This is a genomic window from Streptomyces sp. NPDC051180, assembly GCF_040689545.1.
In the GTDB taxonomy this organism is placed as follows: domain Bacteria; phylum Actinomycetota; class Actinomycetes; order Streptomycetales; family Streptomycetaceae; genus Streptomyces.
Window position 1 is genome coordinate 86,316 of record NZ_JBFBBC010000020.1, and the last position, 16,583, is coordinate 102,898.

Annotated in this window: 12 protein-coding genes; 5 read left to right on the forward strand and 7 right to left on the reverse strand. The window is 74.1% G+C overall.

The window, feature by feature from the left end:
• Positions 1-14 precede the first annotated feature (14 nt).
• From AB0424_RS27955 to AB0424_RS27970, 4 genes are all read right to left on the reverse strand, one after another.
• Complete coding sequence (locus tag AB0424_RS27955) at positions 15-674, reverse strand: response regulator transcription factor (RefSeq protein ID WP_366309334.1); 660 nt, start codon at positions 672-674, stop codon at positions 15-17.
• Positions 675-684: 10 nt separating this feature from the next.
• Positions 685-2,091, reverse strand: coding sequence for a histidine kinase (locus AB0424_RS27960; RefSeq protein WP_366309335.1), 1,407 nt, complete (start codon positions 2,089-2,091; stop codon positions 685-687).
• 68 nt (positions 2,092-2,159) lie between these two features.
• A complete protein-coding gene (locus AB0424_RS27965) occupies positions 2,160-3,311 on the reverse strand; it encodes an agmatine deiminase family protein (RefSeq protein WP_366309336.1) in 1,152 nt (383 codons plus the stop codon).
• 207 nt (positions 3,312-3,518) lie between these two features.
• Positions 3,519-5,090, reverse strand: coding sequence for a protein kinase (locus AB0424_RS27970; protein ID WP_366309337.1), 1,572 nt, complete (start codon positions 5,088-5,090; stop codon positions 3,519-3,521).
• Positions 5,091-5,222: 132 nt separating this feature from the next.
• Here AB0424_RS27970 and AB0424_RS27975 point away from each other — a divergent pair, with 132 nt between their 5' ends.
• The 5 genes from AB0424_RS27975 (at position 5,223) to AB0424_RS27995 (ending at position 11,154) form a co-directional block, all read left to right on the forward strand.
• Positions 5,223-5,804 (forward strand): TetR/AcrR family transcriptional regulator, encoded by a 582-nt coding sequence (locus AB0424_RS27975; protein WP_366309338.1) that lies wholly within the window; start codon positions 5,223-5,225, stop codon positions 5,802-5,804.
• Positions 5,805-6,083: 279 nt separating this feature from the next.
• Complete coding sequence (locus AB0424_RS27980; protein WP_366309339.1) at positions 6,084-7,241, forward strand: agmatine deiminase family protein; 1,158 nt, start codon at positions 6,084-6,086, stop codon at positions 7,239-7,241.
• Positions 7,238-8,140, forward strand: coding sequence for a DUF4436 family protein (locus AB0424_RS27985; RefSeq protein ID WP_366309340.1), 903 nt, complete (start codon positions 7,238-7,240; stop codon positions 8,138-8,140). Before AB0424_RS27980 ends, AB0424_RS27985 begins: the two co-directional genes overlap by 4 nt.
• 316 nt (positions 8,141-8,456) lie before the next feature.
• On the forward strand, positions 8,457-9,152 hold the full coding sequence (locus AB0424_RS27990; protein WP_366309341.1) for an alpha/beta hydrolase: 696 nt from the start codon (positions 8,457-8,459) through the stop codon (positions 9,150-9,152).
• Positions 9,153-9,345: 193 nt separating this feature from the next.
• Positions 9,346-11,154, forward strand: coding sequence for a SpoIIE family protein phosphatase (locus AB0424_RS27995; protein WP_366309346.1), 1,809 nt, complete (start codon positions 9,346-9,348; stop codon positions 11,152-11,154).
• Positions 11,155-11,200: 46 nt separating this feature from the next.
• Here the strand turns inward: AB0424_RS27995 and AB0424_RS28000 are convergent, their stop codons facing one another.
• The 3 genes from AB0424_RS28000 to AB0424_RS28010 all read right to left on the reverse strand — a co-directional run bounded on the left by AB0424_RS28000 (position 11,201) and on the right by AB0424_RS28010 (position 16,290).
• Complete coding sequence (locus AB0424_RS28000) at positions 11,201-12,013, reverse strand: DUF1684 domain-containing protein (RefSeq protein WP_366309342.1); 813 nt, start codon at positions 12,011-12,013, stop codon at positions 11,201-11,203.
• Positions 12,014-12,497: 484 nt separating this feature from the next.
• A complete protein-coding gene (locus AB0424_RS28005) occupies positions 12,498-13,568 on the reverse strand; it encodes a chitinase (protein WP_366309343.1) in 1,071 nt (356 codons plus the stop codon).
• A 103-nt stretch (positions 13,569-13,671) separates the two neighbouring features.
• Complete coding sequence (locus AB0424_RS28010) at positions 13,672-16,290, reverse strand: bifunctional serine/threonine protein kinase/MFS transporter (protein WP_366309344.1); 2,619 nt, start codon at positions 16,288-16,290, stop codon at positions 13,672-13,674.
• Between the last annotated feature and the right edge of the window lie 293 nt (positions 16,291-16,583).

A 16,583-nucleotide genomic window follows, 5' to 3' on the forward strand; every position in this document is an offset into this window, starting at 1 on the left:
TTGTACGGCTGCGGTCAGCGCCCGCCCTGCGGAAGCCGGGCCTCGTGGGCCAGGATGGCCGCCTGGACGCGGTTGGAGCAGCTCAGCTTGGTCAGCATGCGGCTCACGTACGCCTTGACCGTGCCCTCGCCCAGGTGGAGGCGCTTGCCGATCTCCGCGTTGGAGGCGCCGGTGCCCACCATGGCGAGCACCTCGCGTTCGCGGCTGGTGAGGTCGGCGATGCGGCTCGTGCGGGGATCGGCCTTCTCCTCGCCGCCGTCGAGGTAGCTGTCGATCAGATGACGGGTGATCTGGGGGGAGACGACGGGGGCGCCGGAGGCGACCCTGCGGACCGCCTGGATGAGCTCCTGCGGTGTGCTGTCCTTCAGGAGGAATCCCGTCACGCCCGCCTTCAGTGCCCGGTCGACGTAGGCGTGTTCGCCGAAGGTGGTGAGCATGACCACCCGGACAGACGGCGCCCGCTCGGCGATGCGCTCCGCCGCGCAGAGCCCGTCCGTGCCCTGCATCTGGATGTCGAGCATCGCGACGTCCACCTGGTGCCGGACGGCGAGCAGGGCTGCCTCGGGGCCGTCCGACGCCTCGGCCACCACCTCGATGTCGTCGGCGTGCTTGAGCACCAGCCGGATGCCGGCGCGGACCAGCTCCTGGTCGTCGGCAAGGAGAACACGTATCACTGCGGGAGCCTCAAGGGGTGTGGGGATGGGCGGTCGACGGGACGGCGGCGTCGACGCCGTCGTACGCGTCGTCGACCTCCGGGTACGGGACGAACGCGAGGGTGACGAACTGCAGGACGACGACGCCCGCGACGCCGAGCGTGAGACCGGCGGAGCGGGCGAGCCGGTGCCACCGGCTCCGTACCGACCCCGCGGCGAGGGGGACCGCGGGGGCGGGGGTGCTCGCCATGGCGGGGCCGGTGCCCAGGGGGATGCGGGCGTCGACCGCGTAGCCGCCGCCGTCCGCCGGACCGGCGGCGAGGGTGCCGCCGAGCAGCCGGACGCGCTCGTGCAGGCCGACCAGGCCGAGGTCGCCGCCGGGGAGGCGGACGGCCCGCGCGGCGGCGTTCTCCGGCCCGTTGCTCACGTCGACCCGGACCTGCCGGGCCTCCCGGCGCACGGCGACCCGGACCTCCGCCGCGGCCGCGTGCTTGTGCACGTTGGTCAGCGCCTCGCGGATGACCCGGTCGACGGCGCGCCGGGCCGTGGGGCTCTCCCCCGTGAGGTCCTCACCGGCCCAGTCGAGGCGTACCGCGACGCCGGCGGTCCGTGACTGGGCCACCAGCGCGGCGACCGCCGCCTGCGTGCCGGTGTGCGCGGTCAGCGGCTCCGAGGTGCCCGAGCGGGGGTCCTCGGCGCGCAGGACGCCCAGGACGTCGCGCAGTTCGGCCATGGCCAGCCGTGCGGTGTCGTGCACGAGCCGGGCGCTGCGGCGCACCTCGGGGTCGCCGGTCTCGCCGGCCATCTCCAGGCCGCCGGAGTGCAGGGCGATGAGGCTCAGCCGGTGGCCGAGGAGGTCGTGCATCTCGCCCGCGATCCGGGAGCGCTCGCGGGACCTGGCCTGTTCCTCGGCGGACCGGTGGGCGTGCTCCAGGAAGGCGTTGCGCTCCTCCAGGGCGCGCACCAGGCGTGCGCGCTGGCCTGCCAGGGCTCCGGCGAGGCCGGGCAGCACCCCGCACACGATGCCGGTGACGAGGACGACCATCACGTCGTACTGGAGGACCGGCGCCGGTTCCACGGCCGAGTGGGCGACGGTGAGCGCCAGGGGAACCGTCAGGGCCACGGTCAGGACGAGCGGGCGGTGGCGGACGCGGACCCAGTGCGTGCCGGCCGTGTGTGCGACGGCCGCCAGCGCTCCGCCGGTCAGCGGCTCGAAGGCCGTCAGCGTGGCCGCGGCGAGCAGCGCCGCCGCGGGCCACCGCCGGCGGACGAGGACCGCGGCGATCGCCCCGCCGGCGGTGCCGAGCTGGCCGGCCGTCCCGAACAGCGCTCCCTGCTCGGAGCTCCAGCTGTCCCAGTCCAGGAGCAGCACGACGGTCGCCCCGGTCACGGCGACCAGTACGAGATCGGCGAGCAGCGGAATCGCCCGGCGTCGCATGGTTCTCTCCCCACGTGGCCGGTCGCCGCCCGTGGACGGCGACCGGCGGGTCGTCCGGTGTCGTCCGGTCAGAGGACCGGGGGGACGACCGGCTGCGACTGGGTGGCGCAGTGGATGCCGCCACCGCCGCCGGCGATGAAGTCGATGTTCACCTGCACGACGTTCCGGCCGGGGTACGCGGCCTGCAGGACGGAGTAGGCCGTCGCGTCGGCGGCGGGGTCGCCGAACTGGGGCACGAGGACGGCTCCGTTGGCGGTGTAGTAGTTGGTGTAGCTGGCCAGGAAGGCGCTGTTGCCCTGGCCGGCCCGCATATTGTTGCGGTCGGGGCCGGGGAGTTCGGTGACGGTCAGCGAACGGCCGCGGGCGTCGGTGGCGCCGAGGAGGATCCTCTTCGTCTCGTTGTAGACGGCGACCCACTTGGCGTCGGTCCGGGGGCCGGGCTGGTCGAGGATGACGTGTCCGGGCGAGACGAAGCGGGCGAGGCAGTCGATGTGGCAGTCGGTGATGTCCTGGCCTGCGAGGCCCGGCACCCAGATCACCTTGTCGATGCCGAGCGCCGCCTTCATCGCCTGTTCGACCTGGTCCTGGCTCATGCCCGGGTTGCGGTTGGGGTTGACGAGGGAGCTGACGGTGGCGAGCAGGGTGCCCTCGCCGTCGGTCTCCAGCGAGCCGCCCTCGCCGACGAAGCCGGCCTGGACGCGCGGGAGGCCGTACTGGCCGAGCAGGGTCGAGGCGGCGGCCGCGTCGTTGGCGTGGGTCTGCTTGTTGCCCCAGCCGTTGAAGTTGGTGTCCACGCCGGCGACGGCGCCGGGGGCGACGACGAAGGTCGGGCCGAAGTCGCGGATCCACAGGTCGTCGTTGGGTATCTCCAGGACCTCGATGCCGTGGTAGGCGCCCGCTCCGCACAGGTAGCGGGCATCGGCCGCCTGACCGGGGCGGGCGAGCACCACGACCGGTTCGTAGCGGGAGAGGGTGTCGGCCACTCTCGCGATGTCGCGGCGGACGCCGGTGAGCTGGTGGGACCAGACGGAGGAGAGCGCCGGCCAGGCCATGAAGGTGCGCACGTGGCGGTCGGTCTCGGCGGGCATGCGCAGGGTGGCGCCCGACGGGGCGGTGGCGGCGCGGGCCGCGGTGGGCAGGGCCGAGCCGAGGGCCGCGAGCGGCAGCGCCGCAGCGCCGAGCTGGAGCAGTCGGCGCCGGGAGGTCGTGGGCGTGTCCATGGGGAACTCCTGCATGAGGGGAAGTGGAAGCGGGTGTTCCCCCGCATGCTGTCGCAGACTGAAAATTCAGTCAATGATCTCGGAAGGACCATGCCCCGGCCGCGCGGCGGCCGGGAGGGCTACCGACGTCACGGGCCGGGCGGGCCCTCCGGAACACCCCCAGGGAGCGGGCCGCCCCACGTCTGCGAGGGGGCGGCCCGAGGTGGCCTACTCGGCGCGGCGGTAGCGGTCGAAGGCCGCCGTGACCGCCCCTCCGTCCGGCTGCGCCTCGACCAGCCGCACGACGACGAGGTCCCGGCCGTCGGCGCTGCGGACGCAGAAGGGACGCTCGTCGGCGACGTCCGCGAAGGCGACCCTGGTGACCGGCTCGGTGTCGATCCCCCGGACGCAGTCGGCCGGGGTGAGGTCGTCGCCGGGGGCGACGAAGGCGTCGCTGTCCTCGGGAAGGACGAACTCGGTCCGCTCGCGGGCCAGGTACCAGGTGGCGGTGTCCGAGGGGACGACCTTCCCGGCCTTGAGGTCGAACTCGTAGGTGGCGTCCGGCGAGGTGAGTTCGACGCTCGCGCCGAGGGGCGCGTAGACGGCGGGCGGCGACGCCTGACCGGCCGGGTCGTCCTCCCCCCGCGGGGAGGCGAGGACATAGGCGGCGCCGCCCGCCAGGGAGAGGACCGCGAGCACCACCAGCGCCGTCACGGTCCGGCGGCGCCGGGGCTTCGGCGCCCGACGGGAGGCCGGCGGGAGGCCGTCCTGCCGCCCCGACGCCGGAGGGGACACCGCCTCGTCCTGCCCCGAGGGCGGCGCCGCGAGGGTGGGCTGCGCATGGACCGGCGCCGGTCTTCCCGGCACGGACGCCGCGGGAGCCGCCTGCACCGCCCGTCCCGCCACCTCGCTGGAGATCGACTGCGGCAGCCAGCCCTCGGCGAACTCGGGCCGGGGCCCGACCAGCGGATGGGCGTGGACGGCCGCCATCAGCTCCACGGTGGTGGGGCGCTCCTCGGGGCGCTTGGCCAGGCACCAGGCCACCAGGTCCCGCAGCTCGTGCGGCACCGGGGCGAGGTCGGGGTGCTCGTGGACCACCCGGTAGAGCGCGGCCGACTCCGGCCCGGCCCCGAAGGGGGTCTCGCCGCCGGAGACGTACGCGACGAGGGCGCCGAGCGCGAAGACGTCGGTGGCCGGGGAGACCGGCCGGCCGAGGGCCTGCTCGGGAGCCATGTAGGCCGCGGTGCCGATGCTCAGCCCGGTGCCGGTCAGCGCGACCGCGTCGGCGGCGCGGGCGATGCCGAAGTCGATGACGCGGGGACCGTCCTCCGCGATCAGCACGTTGGCGGGCTTGAGGTCGCGGTGGACGACGCCGGCGCGGTGGATCGCCTGGAGGGCCTCGGCAATGCCGGCCACGAGGAGCAGGACGGTGCGGACCGGCAGCGGGCCGTGCCGCTGGACCACCTGGTGCAGGGAGGGCCCGGGGACGTAGGCCGTGGCGAACCAGGGGGTCGGGGCGTCCACCCCGGAGGCCACCACCTGGGCGGTGAACAGGCCGTGGATGCGTTCGGCGCTGGCCACCTCCTGCGCGAACCGCTGGCGGAACTCGGGGTCGCCCGCGAACTCGTCCCGTACCGCCTTCAGGGCGATCGGCCGGCCGCCGGGCGTGTGCGCCAGGTACACCACGCCCATGCCGCCCGATCCCAGCCGGGCCTGGAGGCGGTAGCCGCCGATCTCACGGGGGTCGTCGGCCGACAGCGCCGCGTGTGCAGGCTGGACACCAGGAAGCTGAGCGGACATGCGGTGGCTCTTTCGCAGGGAGGGAACGGTTGACGCGGGTCGACGGGCAGGACATCGCGCATCGTGCCCTCTAACTAAAGATTCAGTCAATATGCGACACTGTGGGCTCAGACCGCTCACGAGGGGGATCACGTGGCCACGGACCGCCGTAGGGCCATCCTGGAAGCTGCCGCCCGGGTCATAGCCCGGCGCGGGGTACGCGGGCTCCGCATGGAGGAGCTGGCGACCGAGGCCGGGGTGTCCACCGCACTGATCTACTACCACTTCAAGGACCGGGCCGGCATCCTGCGGCACACCCTGGAGTTCATCAGCGACCGGGCCGACCGGTACACCTCCGACGACGACGGGGCCGACAGACCCTACGACGCCCGGCAGGAACTGGAGCAGACGCTGCTGCTGGAGTTCCAGGACCTCCCCGAGGTCCGCGAGAACAGTACGGCCTGGGGCGAACTGCGCGCCAGCGCCATCTTCGAGCCGGAACTGCGCGGCGAGCTCGCGAGCGCCACCCTGGCCTGGATCCACGACGTCGCGGACCTCCTGGGCCGCATCAGGCCCACCGCCCCGGCGCCGACCCTGACCGCCTCCGCGGAGCGGCTGACCGCCCTCCTGGAGGGGCTCAGCACGCGCTGGCTGAGCGGCGCCCTGCCACTGGCCCACGCCCGCGAGCTGACACGGGAGGCGGTCACGGTGGAGCTGGAGCGACTCGCCCGCTGACCACGGGCGCGGGGGGCCCGTAGCAGCCGGGGCGGGGAGCCCGGGGGCCGGTGCGGCGGCTTCGTGCGGCGCTTCGTCCGTCAGAATTTGACTGAATTTTCAGTCAGTGTCAGAGTGACGACACGAAGGCCGTATCCCCCCTCGCGGTACCGGCGATTCCCGGAGCGGTGCGTGCACCCTGGATGACAGGACGGGAGACGAGCGCGCGGCGCTCGCCCCACCCGGCGCCCCCCACCTGCCGGACTCCCGGTCCCGCAAGCCCACGATCGGAGACCCCACATGTCCGACCTCCCTTCCCGCCGCTCGGCGCTGCGCGTCCTCGCCGGCATCGGCGCACTCGCCCTCGGCGCCACCGCGTGCGGCCCCGGCGACCCGGGGCAGTCGGCCGGCACTCCCACCACCGGCCAGGCCGCCCCGACGGACGAGGGGATCCGCATGCCCGCCGAGTGGGAGAGCCACGCCCGCACCTTCATGTCCTGGCCCGCGCTCGAGTCCGTCTGGGAGGACGACCTTCCCTACGTGCGCCAGGACATCGCCCGGGTCGCCCGCGCGATCTCCGAGTTCGAGTACGTCGTGATGATGGCCCGGCCCGCGCAGCGCGCCGCCGCCCAGAAGGCGTGCGGCTCCGGCGTGGAGGTGATCGACATGCCCGTCGACGACCTCTGGGCACGTGACACCGTCCCCGTCTTCGTCGAGGAGGAGGGCAAGGTCGTCGGGGTCGACTTCAACTTCAACGGCTGGGGCAACAAGCAGACGCACGACAACGACGCCCTGGTCGGCCGGCTCCTGCTGCGCAAGTACGGCATCCCGCGCGTCCAGGCCCCGCTCGTCGCCGAGGGAGGCTCCTTCGAGACGGACGGCGAGGGCACGCTCCTGATCACCGAGAGCTCGATCGTCAACGACAACCGCAACCGCGGGAAGTCCCGCGCCCAGATCGAGGCCGAGCTCAAGGAGCTCCTCGGCATGGAGAAGGTGATCTGGCTGAAGGGCGTGCGCGGCGAGGACATCACCGACGCCCACGTCGACAGCCTCGTGCGGTTCACCGCGCCCGGCGTGATCCTCCTGGACCGGGCCTTCCCCGGCATGCCGGCCGACTCCTGGTCGCGCTCCTCCGACCAGGCCATGGCCGTGCTCAGCGAGGCGACCGACGCCCAGGGCCGCGAGTTCGAGATCATCGACCTCCCGCAGCCCGACCCGGACCTGGTCACCGGCTACACGGACGACTTCCTGTCCACCTACGCCAACTTCTACGTCGGCAACGACGCCGTGTACATGCCCAAGTTCGGCGACAAGAAGGCCGACGACCGCGCCCGGGGCATCCTGCAGGACCAGTTCCCCAAGCGCGAGGTCGTCCAGCTGAGCATCGACACCATCGCCACCGGTGGCGGCGGCATCCACTGCGCCACCCACGACCAGCCCGGGAAGCCGGTCGAGTGACGGCCGACCCGCGGCAGCCGCACCCGTCCCGCACCCGGCGCCGGCGCACCGGCCGGGCCGGAATCCTCCCCGCCGTGATCGGGGGCGTCCTGGTCGTGGCCGCCATCGCCCTGGGCACCTGGCTCCAGTTCGGCGAGCGCCAGGCCCTGGACAGGGAGTACAGCGCCGGGAGCGCGGAACCCGACCGCGTGGACATCGACGCCTCGATCCAGCGGGTCGACGCCGCCGGCCGCGAGCTGACCCTGCGGGTGCTCGTCACCCCGCGGGGGGAGCTCGCCGAGGCCGGCGGGGTCTCCCCCACCGGTGACCTGACCCTCCAGACGTCGACGTCCACCCGGGGCGACCTGTCCTTCAAGGCCCACAGCCGGATCGCCACCATGGACCTTCCCGTCACCCTGACGGGCGGTTCGATCACGGACTACCCCTTCGACGCGTACGAGGCCGCCATCGAGTTCAGCGCCACCCAGGGCGGCGAGAAGGTACCCGTCCGCATGACGCTGACCAACGCGGACGCCCTCTTCTCGACGGGCGTGGACGCCTCGGAGGTCGGCGACGCCGCCGTCTTCGACGTCTCGCTGGCACGCTCCAACAGCGTGCTCGTCTTCACCGTCTTCATGATGGCCGCCATGTGGGCCCTCGCCCTCGCGGTCCTCACCGGAGCCTGGTTCCTCGTCACCCGGCGCATGGGCCTGACCTGGCCCGCCCTCGGCTGGATGGCCGCGACGCTCTTCGCGCTGGCCGCCTTCCGCAACACCGCCCCCGGCACGCCGCCGATCGGCTCGCTGATCGACTACCTCGCCTTCCTCTGGGCGGAGATCGTCATCGCCTTCTGCCTGGTCACCGTCGTGGCCACCGGCTTCCGGGCGGAGCGCCGGGCGGCAGCCGCCGAGCAGCCGTAGGGGGTGACCGGAAGGTAGGTCGGGGTGGGACTTTCCGGACACCCTGGGTCCGGGGACCGTCCCCGGAGCGTCACCGTGGGGCCCGTCGGCCGTCGCCGACGGGCCTCCTGGCGTCCGACGTCCCGCGGCGTGCGGCGTGCGAAGGGGCCGGGTCGGGGTCACCCCCTTGGACCTCGCACCGTGCCGCGGGGGCCGGGGCGAAGGAGACTCGGCTCAGTGACGCGCCCGTCTCCCGCCTCACGGCGCGGCCGGGCGTCCGCCCGGACCGGAGCGCTTCGAGGTCTCCGGCCGCCAGAGCCCGCAAAGGAACCCCGCCATGAGCGCCAAGCCCACCGTCGTCCTGGTCCACGGCTTCTGGGGAGGCGCCGCCCACTGGGCGAAGGTGATCGTCGAACTGCGCAAGCGCGGATTCGACCGGCTCCACGCCGTCGAGAACCCGCTCACCTCGCTCGCCGACGACGCCGAGCGCACCCGGCAGATGGTGAAGCAGGTCGAGGGCCCCGTCGTCCTCGTCGGCCACTCCTACGGCGGCGCCGTCATCACCGAGGCCGGCGACCTGCCCAACGTCACCGCGCTCGTGTACGTCGCCGCCTTCGCCCCCGACGCCGGCGAGAGCCCCGGCGGGATCAGCCAGGAGCACCCGCCGGCGGCCTTCGAGAACATCGCGCCCGACTCCGACGGCTACCTCTGGATCAAGCAGGACAAGTTCCAGGAGAGCTTCGCGCAGGACCTCACGCCCGACGAGACCCTCGTCATGGCGGTGACCCAGAAGGCGCCGCTCGCCTCCACCTTCGGCGACACCGTGACCGCGCCGGCCTGGCGGTCCAAGCCGTGCTGGTACCAGGTCTCCACCGAGGACCGCATGATCCACCCCGACAACGAACGCCGCATGGCGGCGCGCATGAACCCGCGCGCGGTCATCGAGCTCGACGCGAGCCACGCGTCCCTCGCCTCCCAGCCCGAGGCCGTGGCCAACCTCATCGAGACGGCCGCGAAGGAGACGTCCGGCTGAGGCCGGGGGTGTCGCGCCGGCCGGCCCGGCCCGATCGCCACGACACCCTCCGGGGACCGGCGGGCCGCGGACGCCGCCCCGCGCCACGGCGCCGACTTGCGCATCCGTCTTCCGCATGGCTGGTGCACGGCGGCCGGTTCCGGTGCATGCTGTGCACCTAGAACGTTCGAGTTCCTGTGTGGAGGCCGAAAGAGTGAACGGCGGCAACCAGAGGAGGCGCCTGACCAGCCGGGCTTCGGGCGGACGGGGCTCGACGGCGCAACGGTCGGCCGGAGCGCGCGGACGGTTCGCCCGGAGCGACGGGGGCGTCCCGCTCGACCGGATGTCGACCCGCGGCCGGCTCGCCTGGCTGAACGCCGCAAGCTCCCGGATCGGGACGACCCTGGACCTCAAGCGGACCGCTCAGGAGCTCGCCGAGTTCACCGTGCCGGGCTTCGCCGACGGGGCCGCCGTCGACATCCTGGAGAGCGTCCTGCGCGGCGAGGAGGGCTCCCGGTGGACCGGCACGGGGGTTCCGCAGATGCGCGCCGCCGCCGTGTGCGCCGTCGAGGAGCTGTCCTCGCTGGAGCCGACCCCGGTCGGCGAGACCTTCAAACGGGCCGAGGAACAGCACGAGACGCTCCTCCACCGCTACTGCCTGCGACAGGGCCGGCCGGTGCTGCTGAGCCGGATGCGGAACGACGACTACATCAAGGTGGCGCCCACCCCCAGCGCGGCGGCGAAGATGCGCGCCGCCGGCGTGCACAGCTACCTGGCGGTGCCCCTGATCGCCCGCGGGCTGCTGCTGGGGAGCGCCGACTTCGTCCGCGGTGCGGGTTCTCCGCCGTTCTCGTCCACGGACCTGGCGCTGGCCGAGCAGCTGGCCTCCCAGGCCGCCGTCTTCATCGACAACGCGCGGTTGTACGGCCGCGAGCGCGAGCACGTGGTGTCCCTGCAGCGGAGCCTGCTGCCGCGCGCGACGCCGCTCACGCCGGGTCTGCGGCTGCACGCCGAGTACGCGCCCTCCACGGCCCACCACGGGGTCGGCGGCGACTGGTACGACGTGATGGCCCTGCCCAGCGGCCGTACGGCGCTGATGGTCGGCGACGTCATGGGGCACGGGCTGCCCGCCGCCGCGACCATGGGCCGCCTGCGGGCGGTCGCCCGCACCCTGATGACCCTGGACATGGCGCCGGAGCGCGTCCTGGCCCGGCTGGACCTCGCCACGCGCGACCTGGAGGACGAGCAGGTCGCGACCTGTCTCTGCGCGGTGTACGACCCCGTGGACTCCACGTACACGCTGGCCAGCGCCGGGCACCTGCCGCCGATCCTGCTCGACGGACGCGGTGGAGCCGACTTCGTCGACGTACCGGTCGGCGCGCCCCTCGGCACCGGGGTGATCCCCTACGACCCGGTCCGGGTGCGGGTCCCCGAGGGCGGTGACCTGATCATGTACACCGACGGCCTGGTCAAATCCCGCACCGCCGATCTGGACCGTCAGCTGGACCTCCTGCGGTCGGCGGCGCGCGATCTGGGCGCCGGGCCGCACGTGGCGAGCGGTCTGGTGGAGCGCGCGCCGGCGGGCGACGCCCGGTTCGACGAGGCGGTGATCCTCTCCGCGACGACCGCGGCGGAGTCCTCGGGCACCGCCGAGGACCTCCGGGTGTGGCAGCTGCCGCGGGAGGGGCGCGCCGCGTCCGTGGCGCGCAACCTGGTCACCGAGCAGCTCGCCGCGTGGGAGCTGTCCGACCTCTCCGACGTGTGCGAGCTGGTCGTGTCGGAGCTCGTCGGCAACGCGCTGCGCTACGGCAACGGCCCCGGCGAGCTCCGGCTGCTGCGCGGCGAGCGCCTCGTCGTGGAGGTCTCCGACACGGGCCCGGACCTGCCGCAGATCCAGCACGCCGACCTCAGCGACGAGGGCGGGCGCGGCCTCCAGCTCATCAACATGCTCTGCCGACGCTGGGGCTCGTGTCGTACCGTCACCGGCAAGGTGGTCTGGGCGGAGCAGAACCTGCACGACTGAGCGTCCGGGCCGCCGACGGCGTCCGGTGCCGTCGGCGGCCCGGGGTTCACGCCTTCCGCTCGTGGGGGATCCGCTCCCCGGCCTCGACCGCGACGGGGAGCCGGTTCTCGGCCGGGGGCAGGGGGCAGGTGGCGAAGTCGGTGTAGGCGCAGGGCAGGTTGGTGGCGCGGTTGAAGTCGAGGACGACCGTGCCGTCGGGTCCGGGGGCGTCGACGCGCAGGTCGCGGTTGGCCGCGTAGGTGGTGACGCCCGAGGTCTCGTCGGTGAAGAGGACCGTGAAGGTGCCGGGGGTGTGGCCGTTGAAGGCGGTCAGGCTCAGTTCCCGGTCGTCGAGGCGGAAGGTGATGCGGCCGGGTGCGTCGTAGACGTGCCGCAGACCCTCGACGGAGGCGCCGACGGTCGTCGGCCGCGGCTCGGCGAAGGGGACGTAGCGGCCGGTGACCACCCAGCGGGGGTCCGGCGCGTAGGCGGGGGTGCCCTCGAAGGCGGTCCGCAGCGGGTGGTCGGGGTGCCTGGGCCGGACGATGTCGTGTCCGCCACGGCGGGCGACCTCGATGACGGCGTCGCCCCAGACGGCGTCGACGCCGCCGCGCTCGGGGATCGTGCCGAAGGCGTGCCGTCCCCGGACCGCGGTGCCGTCGACGAGGAGTTCCTCCCCCTCGTCGAGCTCGACGGTGACGCCGTCGGGTCCGGTCGACCAGGTGCCGGGCGCGCCGGGGACGCGCTGGGGCTCGGCGGAGAGCCAGTGCAGACCGGTGATGGCGAGGAAGCCGTGCTCGGCTGCGAGCCGGGCGTCCTTGGCCCGGTGCCACTCCTCCCATTCCCGGGTGAAGGCGGGCGTGACGGTCGGGACGCTCATGTGTCCTCCTGCGAGAGTGCGACGGGGGCGCGCGGCGCTGCCCACGCCCGGGACGGCCCGGGGCAGGGAAGGGACCGGCCGGGCGGGCCGCGCGGGGTGGCGCTCGGGGCGCGGGGGTGGGTACGCGGCGTCCGCGCGAGAGCGGGGGGACGCCGGTGGGGAGGGCTCGGTCGGCCCTCACCGGTGGAGGGGCTTCGGTCAGCCCGAACAGGACGTGGTCGTGACGCGCGCGTAGTCCACGTGGCGGCGCATCACGAGCAGGGTCATGGGCCCAGCAAAGCACAACCCCGGTGCGGGACACCAGAGTCGCCCCGCGAGACGCACCGCGCGGGGCGGGTCCGGCGGGGAACGCGGACGCCCCCGCCGAGGTGGCGGGGGCGTCGCGTCGTGCCGCTGGTCACCGGGATCGGGCCCGGCATGATCGTGCGTGCCGGGCGTCGCGGGCCCTGCCCCGCGGGCAGACGGCGCTACCTTCCGGACCCCCCTAGCGGCCCTGGAGCGCCTTGACGTTGTTGCCGAAGGTCCAGTTCTTGGAGCCGTCCCAGTTGGCCGACCAGGTCATGAGGCCCTTGAGCGCGCCGCCGTAGTGGTTCCACGCCTGGGCGACGGCCGTCGGCGCCATGTACCCGCCGCCGGCGCCCGGCTGGGCGGGCAGGCCGGGGACCTGCTTGTCGTAGGGGACCTTGATGGTGGTGCCCTGGATCACCAGGCCGCGGTTGAGGCAGTCGGTCTGGGCGACGAACCCGGCGACGGTCCCGGCGGAGTAGGAGTCGCCGGAACATCCGTACATGCTGCCGTTGTAGTACTGCATGTTGAGCCACCACAGGCGGCCGTTGTCCGCGTACTTCTTGACGATCGGCAGGTAGGCGCCCCAGATGGAGCCGTAGGCGACGCTGCCGCCGGTGACGTACGCGGTCTCGGGTGCCATCGTCAGTCCGAAGCCGGCGGGCATGCGGGCGAGGACGCCGTCGATGATGCGGACCAGGTTGGCCTGCGAGGTGGAGAGGGTGTTGATGGACCCGCTGCCGACGAGGCCGGTCTCGATGTCGATGTCGATGCCGTCGAAGTTGTACGTCTTGAGGATCGGCACGACGGTCTCGACGAACCGGTCGGCGACGGCGCGCGAGCTGAGGTCGATGCCGGCGGCAGCGCCGCCGATCGACAGCAGGAGGGTTGCTCCGGCCGCCTTCGCGCGGCACATCTCCGCCGGGGTGGAGACCCGGACGGTGCTGTCCATGCCGTCCTCCCACAGCACCGTGCCGTCCGAACGGATCACGGGGAAGGCAGCGTTGACGACGTTGTAGCCGTGGGCGGCGAAGCGGGGGTCGTCGATGGGTGCCCAGCCGAAGGGCGGGTGGACGCCGTTGGCGGCGCCGTCCCAGTTCTCCCAGTACCCCTGGAGGACCTTGCCCGCGGGCTTCTGCTTGAGGGCGCAGGTGTCCGCCGCGGGGGCCGCGGCGGCGGGGGTCAGGGCGGCGGAGGCCGCGAGTGCGGTGGCGGCGAGCAGGGTGCTGAGACCCGCTCCGAGGATGCGGGTGAGGCGGGGGACCGGCATGCGTGCTCCTGAGGACGTGGGGGTGTTCCTAGGCTTCGCGCGCGCTCCAGCAGACCGTAGGTTGGTCCAGACCTTTCGTCAACCACCCCTGCGTACAAGGGACTTATCGAGGGGACGCCATGGGGTCGGGATCCTTCGAGCCGATCAGCACACCGGCCAGCAGCCCCGCGAGGACCAGGAGGCCGGCCGCGCACCAGAGGGCGACGGAGTAGCCGGCGAGGACCGCCGGCTCGGCCCGCTCGACGGCCTCGGCCAGCTCGGCGGGGAAGTCGTGCGGCCTGAGCAGGTAGCCGTTCTCCAGCGGCTCCCGCAGGCCCTGCGGGACGTCGGACACGCCGGCGAGGCGGGCCGAGATCACCGTGGGGAGGAGGACGCCGAGCAGCGGTGCGGCCAGGAGCCCGCCGAGGTTCTGGAGGGTGAGGACGACCGCCGCCGTCCCGCCGGCCTTCCCCGCGGGCGCCGCGCCGGTCGCTGTGTCGAGCAGCGGGGAGAGGGCGAGTCCGAGGCCGAGACCGACCAGGAGCAGGGCGGGCAGCACCAGACCGGTGTACGAGCTGTCCCGCTCCAGCCGGGTCAGCAGGGCCGTTCCGACCGCCGCGAGCAGCAGGCCCGGCGCGATCAGGTGACCGGGCGCCAGCCGGTGCTGGAGGCGCGCGGCGACCTGGGTGGAGACGACCAGCAGGGCGCCCGCCACGGGGAGCAGGGCGAGGGAGACCCGCGCGGGGGTGGCGATGTCGAGGGCGCCGGTCAGATAGCGGTAGAGGACCAGGAAGAGGGTGGAGGTCGCCACGCCGGAGAGGGTCAGGGCGAGGAGGGCGCCCAGGCGCCGGCGGTCCCCGAGGAGGAGCCGCGGGACGAGCGGGTCCGCCGCCCGGGTCTGCCACCAGGCGAACGCCCCGAGCAGGGCCGCCCCCGACACGAGCAGCAGCAGGGTCAGGGGCCGGGCCCAGCCCCCGGAGCCGTCCGTGGCCCCGGCGGCGTCCAGGCCGTAGCCGAGGGCGGCCAGGCCGCCGGTGCCGAGCAGGACGCCCGCCCCGTCGAAGCGGACGGGCGCACGGCCCCGCCGGTCGTCGGCGACACCGCTCGCCAGCGCGGCCGCGAGGGCGGCGAGCGGCACGGTGCCGTAGAAGCACCATCGCCAGCCGAGGCCCTCCGCAAGCCAGCCGCCCGCGTAGTCGCCGATCACCAGGCCGCCGCCGGCGATCACGGCGTACGCCCCGAAGGCCCTGCCCCGTTCCCCGGGGGCGGTGAAGCCGCCGGCCACCAGGGCCAGGGCCGCGGCGGACACCAGCGCGGCGGAGATCCCCATGAGGATCTGCGCCGCGACCAGCAGGGCGGTGGCGCTCGCCGAGCCGCCGGCCACGGCGGACAACGCGGCGCCGGCCAGGCCGACGAGCAGGGTCCTCCTGCGGCCGAGGAGGTCGGCGACGTGCCCGCCGAGCAGGAGCAGCGCGCCGAAGGACAGCGCCTGGGCCAGGAGCATGGTACGCAGCACTCCGACGCCCGCGCCCAGGTCGGCCTGGGCGGCGGGAAGCGCCACGTACATCGCCGACGAGCCGACCGCCACCAGGAGTTGCGCCGGCAGCGCCGCCACCAGACCCCACCAGCGCTTCGGCGACGCCCCGGGGACGTCGGGCGGGAACGACGGAGGAGCCCCCCAGTTCCCCGGCACGGGACCGACCGCCGGCCCGAAGCCCCCCGGTGGGCTGTGGTCGACGGGGGTGGTCGGGGTGTAAGCGGGCGGCGGCTGAGGGAGCGGCCGCGGCTGGGACGGGATCCGCGGGTCCTGCGGGGCGGGCGTCGCCTCCAGCGGGACGCGCGTCTCGGGCGTGAAGTCGAGCAGCCGGGCCGCGTGGCGGCCGAGCTGGGCGAGGACGGAGCCGGGCAGCCATTCCTCGGCCCGGTCGGTGACGGTGCGCGCGGCGACGTCGGCGGGCGTGGGCCGGCGCGCCGGGTCCTTGTCCAGGCAGGCCCGGACGAGGTCGACGAGCGCGTCCGGTACACCGGTCAGGTCCGGCTCCTCCTCCGCGATCCGGAAGAGGTGCGCGTGGAGGCTGCTGTCCGAGGCGCCGAAGAGCAGCCGTCCGGTGGCGGCGTAGACGAGGACGGCACCCAGGCAGAACACGTCGCTGGCCGGGGTGAGTTCGAGGCCCCGCACCTGCTCGGGCGACATGAAGCCGGGCGAGCCGATGAGCATGCCGGTGCGGGTGCGCAGGCTGTCCCCGGCCAGGCCGTCCATGGCCCGCGCGATGCCGAAGTCGATGACCCGCGGCCCGTCGACGGTGACCAGGACGTTCGACGGCTTCAGGTCGCGGTGGATGAGCCCCGCCCCGTGCACCGACCCCAGGGCCGTCGCGAGGCGGTGGGCGAGGGTGCGGACCGAGTGCTCGGGCAGCGGCCCGAAGTCCCGGGCGACCACGGTCGTGAGGTCGGGCCCGGGGATGTACTGGGTGGCCACCCACGGCACCGGCGCGTCGGTGTCGGCGTCGAGGACGGCGGCCGTCCAGTCGCCGCCCACCCGCCGGGCGGCGGCGACCTCGCGGGCGAACCTCTGCCGGAACTCGGGGTGCTGGGCGTGCTCGGCCTGCACCACCTTGACGGCGACGGTCCGGCCGGCCTCGGACCGCCCCAGGTAGACCAGTCCCATGCCGCCCTCCCCCAGCCGGGCGATGAGGCGGTACGGGCCGATGCGTGTCGGGTCTTCCGTGATCAACTGCTCCACGTCGGTAACATAGTTGAGGACGCGCTCCCCCGTGCCGGATCACGGCGAACCATGGCCGACGTCACGGCGCCGCACCGCACGTGGAGAGTCGCCGGGCAGGGGCAGGGTGCGGTCCGGCAGCGGCGGTCCGCGTGTACGGACCTGGGGTTCGCGGGCGAGACCAGGGCGGACGGCGGCGGGAAGCCGAGCGGCCGGGTGGCGGCTAGGGCCTGTCGTCACAATCCCCTCGTTGCCCGAAGGGCGGCCCTGCGGCGTCTGGTGCGTGCTCTCGGTGTGCCGGGTGGAAGTGCTCG